This is a genomic window from Peribacillus butanolivorans (assembly GCF_001273755.1).
GTDB lineage: Bacteria > Bacillota > Bacilli > Bacillales > DSM-1321 > Peribacillus > Peribacillus butanolivorans.
Genome location: NZ_LGYA01000001.1, coordinates 4305885 through 4324375, shown reverse-complemented (window position 1 = coordinate 4324375; position 18491 = coordinate 4305885). Strand labels below are relative to the sequence as shown.

The following is an 18491-nucleotide window of genomic DNA, read 5'->3' as shown; positions in this document are numbered from 1 at the left end:
ATGATGATTAGTGTAATATTAGTAGTAGCCATTAGTTTAGTTGCCTTAGTTAGTACCATTTCATTAATGGGGAAGGGTGATAGTAATTACTCTTCAGCTACAAAAGGGAATTTGTTGAATCTTAGTTATATTTATATTGGTCTTGCACTAGTATTAACTGTAGGCATCTTCTACTTCATAATAAAATTAGCATGAATTATTGTTTAAGGTATACCGTAAATAAGTATTTTTATAAATGTATAAAGCACTTCTAAAAAATCAAATCTTGAGGTTTTTTATAGTTCATTTATGGCTAAGATTTGGATTAATAGCATGAAGCAGAGGTTAACTAATTTGGATTTTTTCTAAAAAAATAAAGTGGATGGTCAAAATACCAGCCAAGTGGATGGTTTAATTTCATCCAATTTTATTATGATAGAATTATCAACTTATAACCAACTTGCTAGTTGCTGATTATTGACAGAATGGAGATGAAAAGACAGGAGAGAAATATAGGCTTAATTGTATAAAGGTCATGTTTGTTCGAGTGAAGTACATGACACTAACTATTTGTGAGTATTTGTGAATTAGTTCACAAATGTGACAAAATTGTGAACTTAACTTACTGGTCTCTAGTTTAAGTACAACTTTTCACTAAAAGTGAAACGTTAATAGAACGGTCACTTCTAAGAAAAACTGTCCGCCTCTTGGATATAACAATTAATTTATTACGTAGCGGAGATGATGAAATATGACATTGCCTATTTTGATTTTAACAATTCTCTTAGCCTTGTTAAAAATATTAGTTACCTGTCTTCCAACCGATGCAGTGAATTGGATTATCAGCAAATTTAAGCTGCATTCAGAACTTAGTGACGCGAATGCCATCGTAACCATTGACGGAAAACGCTTGGAAGGTGAAGACAAGATTCAAGTTATTAATTATTTTAACAAAGCGAAATTTTTGAAAAAAAATCATATATTTCCAGGGAACGAGCAATTATTTTTGCATCCAGAGAACGGTGGGACTCCATTAGTCATTGATACTAAAAGAGGCAAAATGGATGTTAGATTATTTGTGTACATTTACAACGACCACGTGGATGTAGTTAAACAGTACAAGAAGAAATTAATTGCGTATAGTCTGCTTTCCGATAGCCTCCAAGAACGTTCTATGCCAGTAATAAGGGATATAGTTTAAAAGGAACTGCACCCCAATTGTTAGACACCGTCTAACAATTGGAGGTGTAGTTTTTTTATGACAAATTATTCATTTTTTGAAAATTAAAGCTGTTTTTGCTTATTTAGAAGGAACGGAGTCATTAAAATCCGTCGTAAATATATTTAATGTTAGTTTAACTCCAGTATTATGAATAGTATCGAATGTGACCTTCTGTCAGGTTTAGCTAACAAAAACATACTGAAAACCTACAGCCCTATGATACATATCACTAACAACTACAATTGCCCTGTTTTCTACAATTTTTAAAGCTGTAGTTGTATGGACGTTATAGGGGGGATTCGCTATGATTAAGGTTGAAATCCACATTTTGGGTGATTATACTGATATATAGTTGTAAATAAAATCACAAAAATACCCAAATGATTTTTAGTATAATTCGGGTATTGGTTGGTAAATGTTCTTTTTCTGAAGAAAAAACATTTTTTTTGTTGAAAATCCGAATATTATCTTGTGTAATTCACAAAAAGTATATATAATTACCACAAACAACAGGTTTGGCAGGTGATAGTCATCTTACCGATAAACTCTAACGAAACGAAGAAATTGCTTTCTCATATGTATAATGAGGTATCGAAGGAATTGTTCGGCTTTGGTACGACGTTGCTAAAGGTTACTGTTGAGCTGAATGTGATTACATTTCAGGCCAAACATCGACGTGCCCCACGTTCTGAAGCTTTAGAGGGAGAAGTTCCTAGCCTAAAGCAAGAGGTTGATTTTCATATGTCACTGCTTTATAAAAAGAAATTAAGACAAAAGTTAGAAACGCAAACGGATTGGGATATTGAAGCCGTTCTAAGAGATTATGACTCAGCGACGCAACGGGCATTTACCAATATAGTATTGAAAGAAAAATAATATAATAATATAAATGGATTTCCACTTCGGATTTATCTGGAGGGAACGCCACAAAAGAACCAAATGATAGGTTTTATCTTTGTTTACAAAGAAAAGACAATCTTGGGTAGAATTTTTATTCTATTTAAGATTGTCTTTTTTTACATTTATATTAGTAAGAAAGGCAACTTTAAACATATAAAAAACGGAGGTTTAATTGATGAAAAAAATAATTAGCTCATTTATGATGTTATCGGTTTTTGCATTAGTTTTAGCTGCATGCTCTTCAAATGAAAATACTTCTGATGGGAAAAAGCCAACAAAATTAGTCATTTCAACTTGGGGATTTGCTGAGGATTTCTTTCGACCTGAAGTTTACGAACCATTTGAAAAGGAACACAATGTTGAAATTGTAATAGATTCAGGAAACAATGCAGATCGATTGAACAAAGTGCGTCAAGCAAACACCGATGTGGATGTTATCTATCTATCCGACTACTATGCACAACAGGGAATCGATGATGGTTTGTTTGAAAAAATTGATCATAGCAAGATTTCGAATATTGATAAAATTTATGACAAAGCAAAAGCCCCAAATGGCGATGAATATGGACCAGCCTATACAATTGCGCAATTTGGAATTGCGTATAACCCTGATGAAGTGAGTAAACCAATTTCCTCTTGGAAAGATCTTTGGAGTAAGGATTTAGGTGAAATTACAATTCCATCAATTACTTCAACAACTGGACCAATGTTTTTAGATGCTGCTTCAAAAGTCAGTGGAAGTAATGAGTTTGATGAAGATAAAGCCTTTGGTCAAATGAAAAAAGTATTGCCAAATGTTGTTAAAGAATATGGACAAACATCTGAGTTTGTCAACATGTTCTCGCAAGGAGAAATTGCTGCAGGTCCAATAATGGAAATGTACTTTGGCGATTTACAGGAAGCCGTTCCTAATGCTAAGTTCGTTTCCCCTAAAGAAGGCGGATACGCAGTCATGAATACGATGAATATCGTAAAAGGAAGCGATCAAAAAGAATTATCTGAAGAATTTATTAATTACATCTTGAGTAATGAAGTTCAGGAAAAATCAGCGAAAGCGAAGATCGACTCTCCAGTTAACACAGAAGTTAAGCTATCTAAAACAGAAGCAAAAGGCTTAACGTATGGAGAAGATGTTGTTAACAGATTATTTGTACTAGATATGAAGTTTGTTAATGAAAACTCTAAACAATGGATTGATCGTTGGAATCGTGAACTTGCACACTAAGAAAAAGAGGTTTGATCGATGAAAAAAAAATTGATTCTCGATGTGGATACAGGAATAGATGATGCAATCGGGATCATTCTTGCTGTTAAAAGCCGTCAATTTGACATATTAGGCATTACAACAGTAAACGGGAATGTATCACTTGATACTGCCACACGGAATACATGCAAAATACTAGATCTGTTGGGTGAACAAGAAATTTCAGTCATTAAGGGGGCAGATACTCCAATTATCAGGAATTCCTTTTTTGAACATCGAGTTCATGGGGAAGACGGTCTTGGAGGTGCCTTAAAGAATGTTGAAGTTAACAAGCAGCCTGATGATGGCTTTGCTTCTGACTTTATTATTAATTCCATTTTAAATTTCACTAATGAAGTAACACTTGTCATGACGGGACCTCTTACAAATTTGGCCCTGGCAGTTAAAAAATGTCCGCAAATTACCAAGCTTGTGAAAGAAGTTATCTTTATGGGAGGAGTTGTACAAGGGGTGGGCAATGTCACACCAACCTCGGAGTATAACACGTTTGTCGACCCTGAAGCAGCCAAAATTGTATTACAAGCGGGGTTCGAATCGATTACACAAGTTGGTCTTGATGTCACAAGAAAGGTTCTTCTAACAGAAGAGCATATACAATTGATTCAAAACAGTACACTTGCTGACTATATAAGAGACAGTACGTCTGAATATCGGAAAAGGTATTTTGAACGTAATAATATTTGGGCGTGTGCAATGCATGATCCATTAGCTGTAGGTATTGCTTTGCAAAAAGATCTTGTCACTAGTGAAGAATACTATGTGGATGTTGAAATAAAAAGTGAGATTTGTGACGGGCAGATGGTTTGCGACTTTCAAAACCGGCTGATGAAGCCAGCAAATGCAAATGTTTGTCTAGACGTCAATGCGGAGGCGTTTTTCAACCTGTTTATTCGCATAATCAATTCATAAATAATATGAACAGGGGGTTACGAGGTGAAAAAACGTTATCTATACCTGTTGCTGTTGCCAGGTGTTCTTTTTTTAACGATTTTTATGATTGTTCCAATCTTCTTAACGATTGGAACGACATTTTTTAATGAAAGTGGCTTTACTATCCAAGGGTACCTCGATTTTTTCAAAGATCGATACTTCATTGAAATTCTGCTCACGACACTTAGAGTGAGTCTGTTCACGACTATTATTTGTATTCTGTTAGGATTTCCAGCAGCCTATTATATTTCTAAGCTAGGAAAAAGAACAAAAGCTATCATGCTTTTGTTTACAATTTTCCCACTATTAACAAGTCCGGTTGTTCGATCATTTAGCTGGATGGTGATTATCGGTAAAAACGGCGTGATAAATAAATTGCTGCTGAGTATGGGCTTGATCGACAAACCACTCGACATCTTGTACACGCCAACGGCTATTATTATCGGATTAGTCCATTTATTTTTGCCATTGATTATTGTAACACTGGTAGGAGTGATGGAAAATATCGAAACGGATCTATTAAAAGCAGCGGAGAGTTTAGGTGCTTCAAGATTAGCGGTATTTTCAAAAGTGATTATTCCGCTTTCGGTTCCAGGTTTGGTCATTGGTAGTATTCTTGTTTTTGTAGGGAGCTTTACTGCGTATACAACGCCAGCATTACTTGGTGGGAAACAGCGTGTTATTTCGACGTTTCTCTATCAAAATGCCATTACATTGAATGAATGGCAAGTGGCATCAATTGTCGCTACGATAATGATCGCAGTTACGGTTCTTATCATATCAATAATGAATGGTTTGGCTAAAAAATTAAATCCAAAGGGGTAGAGGTGTATGCAGGAAAAAAATCGAGGATTGGCCCTGTTTACCTTCCTGGTGTTTCTCTTTTTACTAGGGCCTTTACTTATCATATCCGTTACGTCATTTGAAGGCGGCAATATTTTAAAATTCCCGCCAGAAGAATTTTCTTTAAGATGGTATGAAAATATTTTTAATGTGGAAATGTTTTTAATTTCGTTTAAAACGTCCATTCTAGTTTCACTTGCAGGCAATCTTTTGGCTCTTTTACTAGGAGTGCCAGCTGCCTATGCATTAAGCCGATTTGATTTTAAAGGGAAAACAATCATAAATGCATTTTTTGTTTCTCCTATATTAGTTCCGGGAATTGTGCTGGGCTTTGCGTTTTTACGATACATTGTGGGGACGTATCAGCTACCGATTTATGCGGCACTGTTTGTTGGACATACAGTCATAATGCTTCCTTTCATTATACGTGTGATTTCTTCAAGCTTATCAAATTTTGACTTTTCAATTGAAGAAGCGGCTGAGAGTCTAGGAGCGAGTAAGGTGGGAACCTTTTTTACAGTGGTCCTCCCGAATATAAAATCAGGAATCTTAGCAGCTGTCATGATTGCCTTTTTAGAATCCTTCAATAATGTAGACATTTCAGTGTATATGACAGGTCCTGGGGTAAGCACGTTTCCGATTCAGATGCTGACATATGTAGAGAACTACTTTGATCCTACCATTTCAGCTATTTCGGTATTACTCATGATCATTACGGCTTTCTTCATGTTTATAGTTGAACGGCTAATGGGCTTGTCCTATTTCACAAAACGATAAGGAGGTAATAATGGATGGCTTTATTTACATTACAAGATATTTCTGTAGCTTATAATAAACAAAATATTTTAAAAGACTTCAATCTTGAGATTGAAAAAGGAAAGCTAGTTTCTCTTCTTGGCCCTAGCGGCTGTGGAAAAACAACAACTTTGCGTTTGATTGCTGGATTTTTACAGGCAAACGAAGGGAAGTTTTTATTTAAAGATAAGGATTATACGAAAGTACCTGTTAACAAGCGGAACTTTGGCTTTGTGTTTCAAAACTATGCATTATTTCCGCATTTGTCCATTTTCGATAATATTGCATTCGGTCTTCGGCTTAGAAAGATTTCTAAAAGTGAAATTGAAAAGCGTGTTATGAATGTGCTAGAAATTGTTAATCTAAAAGGATTTGAAAAGAGATATCCACAAGAGCTTTCTGGAGGACAAAAGCAGCGAGTTGCGATTGCAAGGGCACTCGTCATTGAACCTGATATCCTATTATTTGACGAGCCTTTGAGTAATCTTGATGCAAATTTGAGGGTGAATATGAGAGTTGAGATTCGCCGTATCCAACAAGAGCTGGGGATTACAACGGTGTATGTTTCGCATGATCAGGAAGAATGTTTCTCCATCTCTGATCAGGTAGCGATTATGAATAAAGGTGTCATTGAGCAGCTTAGCGATCCTGCGTCTATCTACAAATATCCTGAAACCAAATTTGTTGCTGACTTTATCGGTTTTAAAAACTTCATTGATTTTGATAAGCGCGTGGATCACGAGGATAAAATTGAACTTAGTAAGTCGGGTTATGTCTTTGTGATACAAAAGGACGCACAAATGATCAATTTATCTGGAAAAATAGGAGCTATCAGACCGGACGATCTATTAATTCGGGCAAAAGATATCTCTGAAGTTGTTTCGGAAAATAGTATATCTGGCCGAGTTAAAGTTAGCACGTATCTGGGAAGAAGCTTTCAATATGTTGTTGAAACTCCAATAGGAGATTTCACTGTGAACAAGGAAATGACAGAATCTTATCGTGCTGGTCAGGAAATTGTCCTTGAAATTCCGAGAAACCAGATGGTGCTTGTTGATTAGCTTAGGAGGGTAAGTTATGCAAATAGATGTGCTGGTAAGAGATATCTACGTTTTTAACAGCTATTTTAAAAGATTTATTAAAGGAAATGCAGCTATCAAAGGCGGGAAGTTTTATTATATTGGAGATCGGGAAATAGAGACCTTCCAGCCGGATCAGATTATTGATGGGCATGGTAAGTATATGGTTCCAGGTCTGATTGATATCCATTTACACATTGAAAGTACGATGGTAACGCCGTCCACGTTTTCCTATGGGGTAATCAAAAATGGCGTGACCACTATTGTGCCGGAACCACATGAAATGGCCAATATATTCGGAATATCAGGTGTTAAGGAAATGATTAAAGCGAGTAAAGAGTGCGTAGCAGATATGTTTTATGCAATCCCGAGTTCTGTTCCTGCGACGTCGATGGAAACAACAGGCGGTTCTATTGAAATTAGCGACATAGATGAATTGATCCAAACAGAAGACATTAAATGTCTGGGTGAAATCATGAACTACTATGAGATTATTTCCGACCCGGATTGTAAAACGAATCAGATTTTGTCTCATATCCGTTCTCGTTATCCCGATTTAATAATAGAGGGGCATGTTCCGAAACTGCTCGATTTAGACTTACAAAAGATAGCATATGCCGGAGTAAATTCAGATCACACCCACCAAACAGTGGAAGGAATGGATGCTAGGATTGCTGCTGGTATGTTTCTTGAGATTCAAGAAAAATCAATGACTAAAGAAGTTATCGATTACTTAAAGGAAAAACAAGTAGATGAACATTTCTGCTTTGTCACCGATGATGTTATGACTGACTCTCTTCAAAAAAGAGGACATCTCAATGTCCTTTTAAAGAAAGCGATTCAAATGGGCTTGTCTCCGGAAAAAGCCATTTATGCGTGCACTTACACACCTGCACAGCGGATGAGAATGTATGACCGGGGTACCATTGCACCAGGGAAAGTGGCTGACTTTCTGCTGGTATCAAACTTGGAAAACTTTGACATTGAACAAGTATACAAAAAAGGTGAGCTTGTTTATGAATCTTCACAGCCATATATGCAAGTAGTAAAGGAGAGACAATTTCCTGAGGAGTTTTATCAAAGTGTGAAGCTTGAGGCACTTACAGAAGACGATTTTGATGTCCCACTTTCACACAAGCATGACCGTTGCAAATGCCGCATTATAAACGTGCAGAATGGTTCAACTTTTACAAGTGAAACACATGATATGCTTGATATAAGAGATGGTAAGTTATGCTGGGAAGAAAGCTCTTACGGTTTAATCGCAACATTTGAACGATACGGAAAAAACGGTAATCGTGCGCATGGGTTAATCACAGGGGATGTTTTAAAGCGGGGAGCAGTCGCCACCACCTATTCCCATGATAACCATAATCTATTGGTGATTGGTCGCAATAAGCAGGATATGCTGATTGCCGCTAACGAAGTAATAAGGAAGCAAGGCGGAGTCTGTTGCGTAGAAGATGGTAAAGTCCTTTCCATGATTCCTCTCCCGGTAGGAGGAATTCTTTCGGAAGAGCCATTAGACATTGTATCGGAACAGGTTCAGCATCTAACTAATGCACTTAAGTCGTTAGGATATGAACATTACAATGTAATTATGTCCTTGAGCACTTTATCGCTTCCTGTCAGCCCGGCTCTAAAAATAACTGACCATGGATTAATCAACGTAAATGAAGGGAAAATTGTCCCTCTTATAGTAAGTGATGAGGATTAGTTTAGTATATAAATCATTTCAACATTAAATCAGGGAAAAAACTGATACCAAAAACCATATAAAGTGGGGTTGGCTCAGTTTTTTCTCTTTTTAATCCAGTATTGTATTTGTAATTGATAAGTTTTGCACTGCATCAGTTTTTTTGCCTGAATATTTGGCTTTCCTATCTAGCTGTAAATTTACGGTAATAAATATTTTCTCTGTATGGTTATTGAATTTTATTGACTCTTTTTTACTGATATGGTATAATTTTTCCAATCTAAGAAAAGGTGTGGTGTTTTATGTCGGGAGTAGGTATCAACTAATTTAGTTGAATAAGGTTTTTTAATCACTGGTTTATCAGTGCATTAAGTGTACCTTTTTTTACAGTGTAAATATGCACTGTAAATACCTACCTTAAGACTGCTTCCTTTTCCATAATCGTGTAACATAAAGGTGTTACGACGAAAAGCATGGTGGGATTTGTCCTGCCATGCTTTTTCGTTGTAAGTAGGTCTATTTGATCTGCCAATTTTGTTATCGATAAAGGTCCTTATTATCTATAAGGCCGATGCCCGCAGGAGCTTTCTACTCAAATGAATGGCTGTCAATGCAGCCTGTTCATTTGTAAAGGTAGGAGGACTTTTGCGGGCATTTTTTTGGAATCGAGGATTTTTAATCTCTCACTCATTCAAGGAGGCAATCATAATGAATAAGATGACATATGAAAAATTACAATATATAGAACTGAAAGAAATGGTGAAAAACCATTGCGTAAGTGGTTTAGGAAAAGCGTTGTTGGATCGGCTTCAGCCAAGTACTCAGCTGAATGTGGTTAAAATTCGTTTAAACGAGACGACTGAGGCGAGGAATTTACTGAATGCTGAAAACCATATTCCCTTAAAAGGCATATCTAATGTTGGATACCAAATTGAAAAGCTAGAAAAAGGAATGATTTTAGAACCATCAGAGTTAGTTGCAATAGCAGATTTCTTAAGAGGCTGCAGGAATATTAAGAAATTTATGAACGATAAAGAATTCTTCGCACCCACATTGCATGCCTATGCTCACTCCATGACTGAATTCAGGAGTATTGAAGAAGATATTCAATTCGTTATAAAAGGAAATATGGTTGTTTCCGAAGCGAGTAAGGATTTGAAGCGAATTCGAAACCAAATAGTTAAGACAGAATCTAAAATAGAGGAACGCTTAAATAAATTCTTAAAGAGTGGAGCCAACAAAGAGTTCATTCAGGAGTTTTTTATCAGTAAAAAAGATGATCGCTTTACGATCCCCATTAAAGCTTCTTATAAAAATCAGGTGGCTGGAACAATCGTGGAAGTATCATCTAAAGGGGCAACAGTGTTCATTGAACCAGCATCTGTGACCAAATTAAATGTAGAATTAGCGAGTTTAAAAGCTGAAGAATCGATGGAAGTGTATCAACTTTTAGCAACTCTATCCGGTACGATTTACGAGGAACTGAAACCAATAAAAATAAATATAGAACTAATCAGTCAATACGACATGATTTTCGCAAAAGCAAAGTTCAGTAAAAGCATGGATGCCATTGAACCGAAGATCAATAATCATGGTTATATTCAGTTGAAAAGTTGTAAACATCCTCTTTTGCCCCAAAATAGCGTACCTTTGGATTTTGAGATAGGTAAGGACTATCGCAGCTTGATTATTACAGGTCCTAATGCCGGCGGTAAAACAGTGGTCCTGAAAACAATCGGTATCCTTACATTGGCTGTTATGTCAGGGTTTCATGTTGCAGGAAACGTGGGGACGGAACTTGCAGTCTTTGATCAAGTATTTGTCGATATTGGCGATAATCAAAGTATTGAAAATGCGCTCAGTACTTTTTCATCACATATGAAAAACATCTCAGATATTATGAGTGCATCAACCAATAATTCATTGCTTTTATTCGATGAAATAGGGAGCGGGACGGAACCGAATGAAGGCGCAGCTCTAGCTATTGCAATACTCGAGGAATTTTATCAAATGGGCTGCATAACAGTTGCAACAACCCATTATGGTGAAATCAAACGATATTCGGAAATACACAGTGATTTTATGAATGCGGCCATGCAGTTCAATAGTGAAACACTAGAGCCCATGTATAAGATAGTGATTGGTAAGTCAGGGGATAGTAACGCACTTTGGATAGCGAAAAAAATGGATGTGCGCGAAAAGGTTTTGCAAAAGGCAAAGCTTTATATCGAGAATAAAGACTATGACTTGAACCGTATCCAAGAAGGTAAAATCAAAAAACCGAAAGTAGCGGCGGTTCCAAAGGAAGCATTGTATGAATTTGAAGTTGGAGACAAGGTAAAGTTAACTGAACTGAATGGTTATGGCATTGTATATAAAAAAATGGATTCTTACAATAATGTAGTTGTGCTTTTCGAAGATACATTCATAGAGGTTCACGTTAATAGAATGGAGCTTGAAATAAAAGCCATCGATTTATATCCTGAAGGCTATGATCTGAATTCTTTATTTGTCAGTTACAAAGAAAGAAAATTGAAGCGGGACCTTGAAAGAGGATCCAAAAAGGCGTTGAAGAATGTAGCAGCGGATATACGGAAGAAACTTGGTGAATAGTACGGTCATGAGACAGTAAATAAACCATTTTATATCAAACCAAAGTGCAAAAAAGCCTCTCTAAATGATAGGCTTTTTTGCATATTATTCGTGTGCTTTTGCTTTCAGGCACTACCAAAAGTCTATTTTTGATTATTACTGATTTCTTTTACTTCTATCATTATATAGATTAATTAATTCTGCATTTTGCTTATTCATTTTTTTAACATTCTTATTAATCGTTGCCAATTCCCATAGTACAGCTAATCCAAAGATTATCATAAGCGTTAAGTAATCCATTGTTGTCCTCCCAATTGATGTTTTGTACCTTTATAATTAAGCGATTCTTTTTACTTTCCTTGGATTCAATTCTTCAACTTGGGAAGGCAAGTTTTTTCTTTGATAATAATTGTTTTGAATCAATGCATATATCACTAAAAAAGTTCCCAGTAATTCGAATGATGAAAGTGATCCCCCTTGGATAAATACAATGACTAACGTGGTTATCGGAACTACATTGATAAATAGAATTCCATTAATGGGAGTTAAAAGTTTAATACCTAAATTCCAGCTTAATAGTGCTATGGCTCCGGGGAAAATAATCATAAAAATCATCTCGCCATAAATGGATTGGATAACCTCTGCTGTAGGGACGGACAGGCCCAGGACAGTTGCAAAGAATGTTATGATTCCTGATACAGATGTTCCTAAAATGCACGTTAAAGTTGAATAGCGGAGTGTTGACCATCCACTAAACTGGTTGCCGCCCATCGTATATATAACCCATCCTATAACCCCAATAAGAATGAAAAGGATAGGAATGATGCTGTCTTTCAATAAAAAAAGGAATGATAAGTTTCCATTGGTAATAACAAGAATGGCCCCTATTAAGGCAAGGAGCATACTGGCGATGGTATATTTCATGGGTCTTGCATTTTTGAAAACCCACATTATCATAATTGAAATCATAGGCATTAATGATTCCATGATGGAAGCAACAATTACCCCGTTATGGCCCAGTAAGTCTTGACCTGAGAAAATGAGAAAATTGTATACTGTAAACGCCATCGTTCCAAAAAACAATAAATTCTTTCCTTTACCTTCCAAGCAAAAAGACTTCTTTCCCTCTTTAATTAAAAGCAATATCCCTAAAATTATGCTAACAGCTAAATATCGCAGAAAAGAGAAATAAATAGGATCAATATACCTTAGTGCCCTTTCTGCAACTGGAAACATGGCTCCCCAAGAAATACTGGCTGTCAAACATAAAAGTGCACCGATTAAAACTTGATTTTTCTTCATTAAAAGCTTCCCCTCAAAAAAATAATGATTGATTAAATTCCTATACACACCTTATGATAAAGTCATTATCATGTAAAATGACTTAAAATGAATATAACCATCATTATTAATGATATTTTGGAAAGGGGGGTCACTTATATGGAAATGAGGGATTTGCAAATATTCCAGTGCGTCGCTAAATATGGAAGCATAAGTAAGGCAGCTGTTGAGTTGAATTACGTCCAATCCAATGTAACGGCGAGGATTAAGCATCTGGAGCATGAGTTACGGACGCCTTTATTCAATAGGCATAAACGTGGTATGTCTTTAACTGCAGAGGCCCGAAAAATGCTAGAGTATGTAAATAAAATTTTGCTTGATATGGAAGAACTCAAGCAAGTATTCCTGGATAGTGAAACACCTACAGGGATATTGAACATCGGTACAGTTGAAACGGTCAGCGGTCTTCCTAAGATTCTAGCCTCTTATCATAAACAGTACCCAAATGTCGATTTGTCCATAAAGGCTGGGTTAACAGAGGATTTAATTAAAGATGTAATTGAACATAGGCTAGATGGCGCTTTTGTTACAGGGCCGATTAAACATCCACTCATTCAGCCGTACGATGTATGTACAGAAAAACTTGTTTTAGTTACAAGAAATGAAACATTCAACCTTGAAGAATTTTTAACAGAACCAATTTTAGTATTCAGTCAGGGGTGTGGATATCGCTCTAAACTAGAACAATGGTTGAAAGAAGAAGAAGTGATGCCTAAAAGGATTATGGAGTTCAATGTATTAGAGACCATCTTAACCAGCGTAACACTCGGCCTTGGCATAACCCTCGTACCACAATCAGCGGTAAATCACCTTGCAGCCAATGAAAATGTGCATGTTCATGCAATTCCAGAAGAGTACGGCAATATTTCGACTGTCTTCATTCACCGTAAAGATGCTTATTTGACAAACTCCATGCAAAGCTTCTTACAAACAATTGAAGCTCATCATGAATGTACGGTTAAACAGATTTAAGCAAAAGCATGGAACCATTCCTGAGCCAATATGGAGGTCTGGGGGTATCATATCTCTTTACATAAAATGATTAAGGATCGCTGAAACTTGGGCCTGTCCCGAACATGCAAGAAATAATAGCAAACAGACGATTTTCCCCTTGGATTAGGTAAAATCGTCTTTTCCATTCCAAAAATACTAGCAGGAGTTTTATGTATGCACGTAGTTAGGAAGTTAGGAATCGCGTGTGCCCGAGGAATAACTGGTCTCAGGTTCATGGGGGAGTCCCTATGACTATTAAGTAGCTAACGTAAAACCAGATTCGACAATGATTTCTTAGCTATTGTAAGATGAATGAAAAAACCATGAAAAGGGTGAATGATTTGGTTCATTTATTACCGTCGCTTATTGAAAAAGTAGGGATTATTGTGATAGCTGCATTCCTGCTTTCTTATATGAAACCCTTTCGACAAATGATTGGTCATGAACATCAAATGTCAAAGAAAATCATGCTCATAGCACTTTTTGGGGCATTCGGAATTATAAGTAACTATACAGGAATAGAAATTGGGAATCATGTAATACCAGAAAGTGTTTGGCATACTGAGATAGCTCCCGATAACGCTATTGCGAATACGCGGATCATGGGAGTAGCGATCGGTGGTTTGCTAGGGGGACCATTTGTTGGTTTAGGTGTCGGTTTGATTGCTGGGTTGCACCGTTATTCACTTGGAGGTTTTACAGCGGGGGCTTGTGCGATAGCAGCAATTTTGGCTGGAGTCTTATCGGGGTTTTTGGGTAAAAGGCGCCGAAAGTATGGGATGATCACTCCCTGGTTTGCTCTTCCTATTTGTATGGCCTTAGAAGCGATTCAAATGGTCATTATACTATTAACCGCTAAACCATTTGAAAGGGCGTGGGAGCTCGTAGAAGTAATCGGACTCCCTATGATTATTATCAACGGGTTTGGCACTTTGCTATTTATGCTCATCATTCAATCCACTATGAGGGATGAAGCACGGACACGGGCTGTACAAACGAACCTTGCGTTTTTGATTGCTGATCAGACATTACCTTATTTCAGACAAGGATTAAATCAAACTTCCTGTAAGAAAATAGCACAAATCATTTTGGGGCTGACTGAAGCCGACGCTGTGGCCATAACCAATGAACATAGTGTCCTTGCTCATGTGGGTGCTGCTTCTGATCACCATGTCCCAAAGGAGGGAATAGCTACAGGCTTAACGAGAAAAGCCCTTGAACAAGGCAAAATCATTATTGCTAAAACAAGAAAGGATATTTATTGTTTCCATGAACTTTGTCCATTGCAAGCTGCCGTAGTCCTGCCATTGCAAGTCCAACAGAAAACGGTCGGAACTTTGAAGATGTATTTCAAGCATCCCGATAAATTAAGCCAAGTAGAACAAGAGTTAGCTGAGGGGTTGGCGAAACTATTTTCCACACAATTGGAACTAGCCGAAGCGGAAATGCAAACGAAATTATTAAAGGATGCTGAAATCAAGGCTTTACAGGCCCAAGTCCACCCTCATTTTTTGTTTAATGCGATCAACACGATATCTGTTTTATGCCGGACTGATGTGGAGAAAGCAAGAAATTTATTGTTGGAGCTAAGTGCCTTTTTTCGTAGCAATTTACAAGGTGCTCGTCAAATACTAATTCCGCTTGAAAAAGAATTAGAGCATGTCAACGCTTATTTATCACTAGAGCAGGCCCGATTTCCAAATAAATATCATATCGTGTATCGAATTGAGCCAAGTCTTAAAGAAGTTCTATTGCCTCCATTTACGTTACAGCCACTTGTTGAAAATGCGATACACCATGCCTTTCTACATGTGAAGAGCAAAGGTGAAATTATCATTCATGTATATTTTAAAAACGAAATGATGTTTATTGTTGTGGAAGATAACGGGAAAGGGATTTCAAGCGAGAAATTAGATGAATTAGGTAAACATGCTGTAAAATCGAATAAAGGAACAGGAACCGCCCTTTATAATATCAGTGAACGGCTAGAAGGTATATATAATGGTCATGCCAGCCTCTCTATTGAAAGTGAAACTGGTCATGGAACACAAGTGAAAATATCAATACCACTTAACGAAAAAGGAGTATATGTCAACGATGATGAAAGCATTTATCGTAGAAGATGAACCACTGGCAAGAGATGAATTGAAATATCTTCTGAAGAGAAGCAGACAGGTTGAAGTTGTGGGCGAGGCTGATGGGATAGAAGAAGCCATGAGGGATATCCCTCGATTGAATCCTGATCTTGTCTTTTTGGATATTGAGCTTGCGGAGGGAAATGGTTTACTATTGGCTAAACAATTAGTAGAACTTGACCCTGCGCCTTCGATTATTTTTGCGACGGCTTATGACGAGTTTGCCCTTCAAGCCTTTGAATTATATGCTTTTGATTATCTATTAAAGCCATTTAATGAAAAAAGAATTCGTCAAACTTTGGATAAAATTATGAAACTCCATAAGATCGGGGAAGACGAATCTAGGATAAAATCTCCTGATAATCGAACCGCGGTTGAACAAACAAGTAAATTGGCTGTTGTAATAGATGATCGGATTGTCTTGATTGATCGGGATAACATTATATTTTTAGGATTCATAGAAGGAAAGACAATCATTAAAACCGAAGATAATGAATATAAAATAGGTGACCCTCTCATTGTGCTTGAAAGGAAGCTCGACAATCGCTCTTTTTTACGCGTGCATCGTAGTTTCATTGTAAATATTGTCCATATATTAGAAATACAACCTTGGTTCAACTCGACTTATAACCTCATTATGAGTAATGGATCAAACATTCCAGTAAGTCGCACATATGTGAAAGAGCTAAAGCAGCTTATTGGTTTTTAATATTTTAACAATTCTGCATTTTAACTTCTTTATTTTGCAACCCATCCCTCATTATTTGCATTATAACTTGAAAACCGTTTGAATCCGCTTTCATTGTGATATCATCATTTTACGATGTAAGAAATAGAGGGGGTTCAAAAATGAATGCGGTTCCAATCGTCATAGGCTCCATTTGTATTTTAATGATTGCCTACCGTTTATACGGGACATTCATAGCACTCAAAGTATTAAAGCTCGATGATTCTAAGCCGACTCCGGCTCATAAATTAGAAGATGGAAAAGATTATGTACCAACAAATAAATGGGTGGCATTTGGCCATCATTTTGCAGCCATTGCAGCTGCTGGTCCACTTGTAGGCCCCATCTTGGCTGCACAATTCGGCTATTTGCCAAGTTTATTATGGCTTTTAATCGGAGCTGTAATCGGGGGAGCCGTCCATGATGCCGTGGTGCTTTTTGCGTCCATGCGTAAAGACGGTAAATCCCTATCGGAAGTAGCGAAAGAAGAACTTGGACCTGTAGCAGGCTTCTGTACAGGACTAGCGATGCTTTTTATCATTACTATTACGATGGCAGGACTTTCAATGGTCGTTCTGCATGCTTTAGAAAATAACCCATGGGGGACCTTTGCTGTTGGGATTACAATTCCTATCGCAATGTGTGTTGGGCTTTACCATAAAAAAACTGGCAATCTAAAAGGTGCCACCATTGTCGGGTTCGGGCTCATTATGGCCGGGATTTTACTTGGGCCTAACATTCAAGGTACAGCACTTGGGGAATTATTGACACTAGAAGCAAGCACACTTGCTATTATTCTACCAATCTATGCTTTCTTCGCGGCCGCATTACCGGTTTGGCTGCTGCTCGCACCGCGTGATTACTTGAGTACATTTATGAAAATTGGTGTGTTTGCCGCATTGATAATCGGCGTTTTCGTGGTAAATCCAGAGATACAATTTCCTGCGGTTACGGAATTCATTAATGGCGGAGGTCCGATTGTCGCCGGTCCGGTTTGGCCATTTATTTCAATAACCATTGCCTGTGGTGCCATTTCAGGATTCCATGCATTTGTTGGATCAGGCACAACTCCAAAAATGTTAAATCGCTGGAGTGATATAAAATCCGTTGGTTTCGGTGCGATGCTTGTAGAATGTGTAGTTGCCATTATGGCATTGATTGCTGCAGTTTCGTTACAACCAGGCGATTATTTTGCCATTAACTCCTCACCTGAGGTATTTCAAACATTAGGCATGGAAACCGTACATCTTAACGAACTTAGTGAGGAAATTGGCATTAATCTTGAGGGAAGAACAGGTGGGGCAGTTACACTTGCTGTTGGGATGACCTATATTTTTACCGCAATTCCCTTCTTTGACAAGCTGGCTTCATTTTTCTTCCAATTCGTCATCATGTTCGAGGCGGTCTTCATACTAACCGCAATCGACTCTGGGACACGTGTTGCCCGTTACTTAATCCAGGACTTCTTCGGAGAGTTTTATAAACCATTAAAGAAAGTCGACTGGTTACCGGGTAACATCTTCGCCAGTGCGTTAGCCTGCTTTATTTGGGGCTATCTTCTCTACTCTGGTGACATTGGTTCAATTTGGGCACTCTTTGGTGTATCAAATCAGCTTATGGCCTCGATTGGACTCATCATCGGTGCGACTGTCGTCTTAAAAATTGCAGACAAACGTTGGTATATATGGACATGCCTCGTACCTCTTGCCTACTTATATGTAACGGTTAATGTAGCGGGGTACTGGATGGTAAGAAACGTATACTTAAATCCAGAATCAGCAGGATTTAGTATCTTAAATGGTGTATTATCTATCACCATGTTATGCCTAGGATTAGTCATTCTTATTTCAGCCTTGAAAAAATGGCGGGAGCTTTGGAAGATCCCACAAGCCGAACTTTTGGAAAAGTCAGCATAATGTTAAAGAATCCGGGCAGATTCATTTATATCCCATCAACTTCAGAAAAAAAACGACCTAATGTCTTAATATCTAAACA

General features: G+C 37.4%; 16 protein-coding genes. 14 read left to right on the top strand and 2 right to left on the bottom strand.

Going from position 1 to position 18491, the window contains the following annotated elements:
* The 10 genes from AKG34_RS19905 (at position 1) to AKG34_RS19860 (ending at position 11321) form a co-directional block, all read left to right on the top strand.
* Entirely contained in the window at positions 1-195 is a 195-nt protein-coding gene (locus AKG34_RS19905) for a M48 family metalloprotease (protein WP_053347706.1), read from the top strand.
* A 535-nt stretch (positions 196-730) separates the two neighbouring features.
* Positions 731-1180 (top strand): YfmQ family protein, encoded by a 450-nt coding sequence (locus AKG34_RS19900; RefSeq protein ID WP_053347705.1) that lies wholly within the window; start codon positions 731-733, stop codon positions 1178-1180.
* Between the two features lie 597 nt (positions 1181-1777).
* Positions 1778-2077 (top strand): DUF2294 domain-containing protein, encoded by a 300-nt coding sequence (locus AKG34_RS19895; protein WP_082527362.1) that lies wholly within the window; start codon positions 1778-1780, stop codon positions 2075-2077.
* A gap of 199 nt (positions 2078-2276) precedes the next feature.
* Positions 2277-3326: an ABC transporter substrate-binding protein gene (locus tag AKG34_RS19890; protein WP_053347703.1), complete on the top strand. Its 1050-nt coding sequence runs from the start codon at positions 2277-2279 to the stop codon at positions 3324-3326.
* Positions 3327-3344: 18 nt separating this feature from the next.
* Positions 3345-4274: a nucleoside hydrolase gene (locus AKG34_RS19885; RefSeq protein WP_053347702.1), complete on the top strand. Its 930-nt coding sequence runs from the start codon at positions 3345-3347 to the stop codon at positions 4272-4274.
* Between the two features lie 24 nt (positions 4275-4298).
* Positions 4299-5120, top strand: a complete 822-nt coding sequence (locus AKG34_RS19880; RefSeq protein WP_053347701.1) for an ABC transporter permease — start codon at positions 4299-4301, stop codon at positions 5118-5120.
* A 6-nt stretch (positions 5121-5126) separates the two neighbouring features.
* Positions 5127-5915: an ABC transporter permease gene (locus tag AKG34_RS19875; protein WP_053347700.1), complete on the top strand. Its 789-nt coding sequence runs from the start codon at positions 5127-5129 to the stop codon at positions 5913-5915.
* Positions 5916-5929: 14 nt separating this feature from the next.
* On the top strand, positions 5930-6994 hold the full coding sequence (locus tag AKG34_RS19870) for an ABC transporter ATP-binding protein (RefSeq protein WP_053347699.1): 1065 nt from the start codon (positions 5930-5932) through the stop codon (positions 6992-6994).
* Between the two features lie 16 nt (positions 6995-7010).
* A complete protein-coding gene (locus tag AKG34_RS19865) occupies positions 7011-8729 on the top strand; it encodes an adenine deaminase C-terminal domain-containing protein (RefSeq protein ID WP_053347698.1) in 1719 nt (572 codons plus the stop codon).
* Between the two features lie 687 nt (positions 8730-9416).
* The gene (locus AKG34_RS19860) at positions 9417-11321 is read left to right on the top strand and encodes an endonuclease MutS2 (protein WP_053347697.1); all 1905 of its coding nucleotides are present in this window, start codon (positions 9417-9419) and stop codon (positions 11319-11321) included.
* Between the two features lie 135 nt (positions 11322-11456).
* Here the strand turns inward: AKG34_RS19860 and AKG34_RS27695 are convergent, their stop codons facing one another.
* Positions 11457-11600: a YrzO family protein gene (locus AKG34_RS27695; RefSeq protein WP_152952320.1), complete on the bottom strand. Its 144-nt coding sequence runs from the start codon at positions 11598-11600 to the stop codon at positions 11457-11459.
* 36 nt (positions 11601-11636) lie between these two features.
* Positions 11637-12602 carry a DMT family transporter gene (locus AKG34_RS19855; protein ID WP_053347696.1) on the bottom strand — a complete coding sequence of 322 codons (966 nt, stop codon included), beginning with the start codon at positions 12600-12602 and terminating at the stop codon, positions 11637-11639.
* 138 nt (positions 12603-12740) lie between these two features.
* Here AKG34_RS19855 and AKG34_RS19850 point away from each other — a divergent pair, with 138 nt between their 5' ends.
* The 4 genes from AKG34_RS19850 (at position 12741) to cstA (ending at position 18412) form a co-directional block, all read left to right on the top strand.
* Complete coding sequence (locus AKG34_RS19850) at positions 12741-13613, top strand: LysR family transcriptional regulator (protein ID WP_053347695.1); 873 nt, start codon at positions 12741-12743, stop codon at positions 13611-13613.
* Between the two features lie 362 nt (positions 13614-13975).
* The gene (locus AKG34_RS19845; RefSeq protein ID WP_053347694.1) at positions 13976-15760 is read left to right on the top strand and encodes a sensor histidine kinase; all 1785 of its coding nucleotides are present in this window, start codon (positions 13976-13978) and stop codon (positions 15758-15760) included.
* Positions 15732-16478 (top strand): LytR/AlgR family response regulator transcription factor, encoded by a 747-nt coding sequence (locus tag AKG34_RS19840; RefSeq protein ID WP_053347693.1) that lies wholly within the window; start codon positions 15732-15734, stop codon positions 16476-16478. The genes AKG34_RS19845 and AKG34_RS19840 overlap by 29 nt, the downstream gene beginning before the upstream one ends.
* A 140-nt stretch (positions 16479-16618) precedes the next feature.
* Entirely contained in the window at positions 16619-18412 is a 1794-nt protein-coding gene (cstA, locus tag AKG34_RS19835; RefSeq protein ID WP_053347692.1) for a carbon starvation protein CstA, read from the top strand.
* The last annotated feature ends 79 nt before the right edge of the window (positions 18413-18491 follow it).

Coding starts and splice junctions, on each gene's coding strand:
- cstA (WP_053347692.1), top strand. CDS start 16,619: ATGAATGCGGTTCCAATCGTCATAGGCTCCATTTGTATTTTAATGATT.
- AKG34_RS27695 (WP_152952320.1), bottom strand. CDS start 11,600: ATGGATTACTTAACGCTTATGATAATCTTTGGATTAGCTGTACTATGG.
- AKG34_RS19855 (WP_053347696.1), bottom strand. CDS start 12,602: ATGAAGAAAAATCAAGTTTTAATCGGTGCACTTTTATGTTTGACAGCC.
- AKG34_RS19850 (WP_053347695.1), top strand. CDS start 12,741: ATGGAAATGAGGGATTTGCAAATATTCCAGTGCGTCGCTAAATATGGA.
- AKG34_RS19875 (WP_053347700.1), top strand. CDS start 5,127: ATGCAGGAAAAAAATCGAGGATTGGCCCTGTTTACCTTCCTGGTGTTT.
- AKG34_RS19860 (WP_053347697.1), top strand. CDS start 9,417: ATGAATAAGATGACATATGAAAAATTACAATATATAGAACTGAAAGAA.
- AKG34_RS19865 (WP_053347698.1), top strand. CDS start 7,011: ATGCAAATAGATGTGCTGGTAAGAGATATCTACGTTTTTAACAGCTAT.
- AKG34_RS19870 (WP_053347699.1), top strand. CDS start 5,930: ATGGCTTTATTTACATTACAAGATATTTCTGTAGCTTATAATAAACAA.
- AKG34_RS19895 (WP_082527362.1), top strand. CDS start 1,778: ATGTATAATGAGGTATCGAAGGAATTGTTCGGCTTTGGTACGACGTTG.
- AKG34_RS19905 (WP_053347706.1), top strand. CDS start 1: ATGATGATTAGTGTAATATTAGTAGTAGCCATTAGTTTAGTTGCCTTA.
- AKG34_RS19885 (WP_053347702.1), top strand. CDS start 3,345: ATGAAAAAAAAATTGATTCTCGATGTGGATACAGGAATAGATGATGCA.
- AKG34_RS19900 (WP_053347705.1), top strand. CDS start 731: ATGACATTGCCTATTTTGATTTTAACAATTCTCTTAGCCTTGTTAAAA.
- AKG34_RS19840 (WP_053347693.1), top strand. CDS start 15,732: ATGATGAAAGCATTTATCGTAGAAGATGAACCACTGGCAAGAGATGAA.
- AKG34_RS19890 (WP_053347703.1), top strand. CDS start 2,277: ATGAAAAAAATAATTAGCTCATTTATGATGTTATCGGTTTTTGCATTA.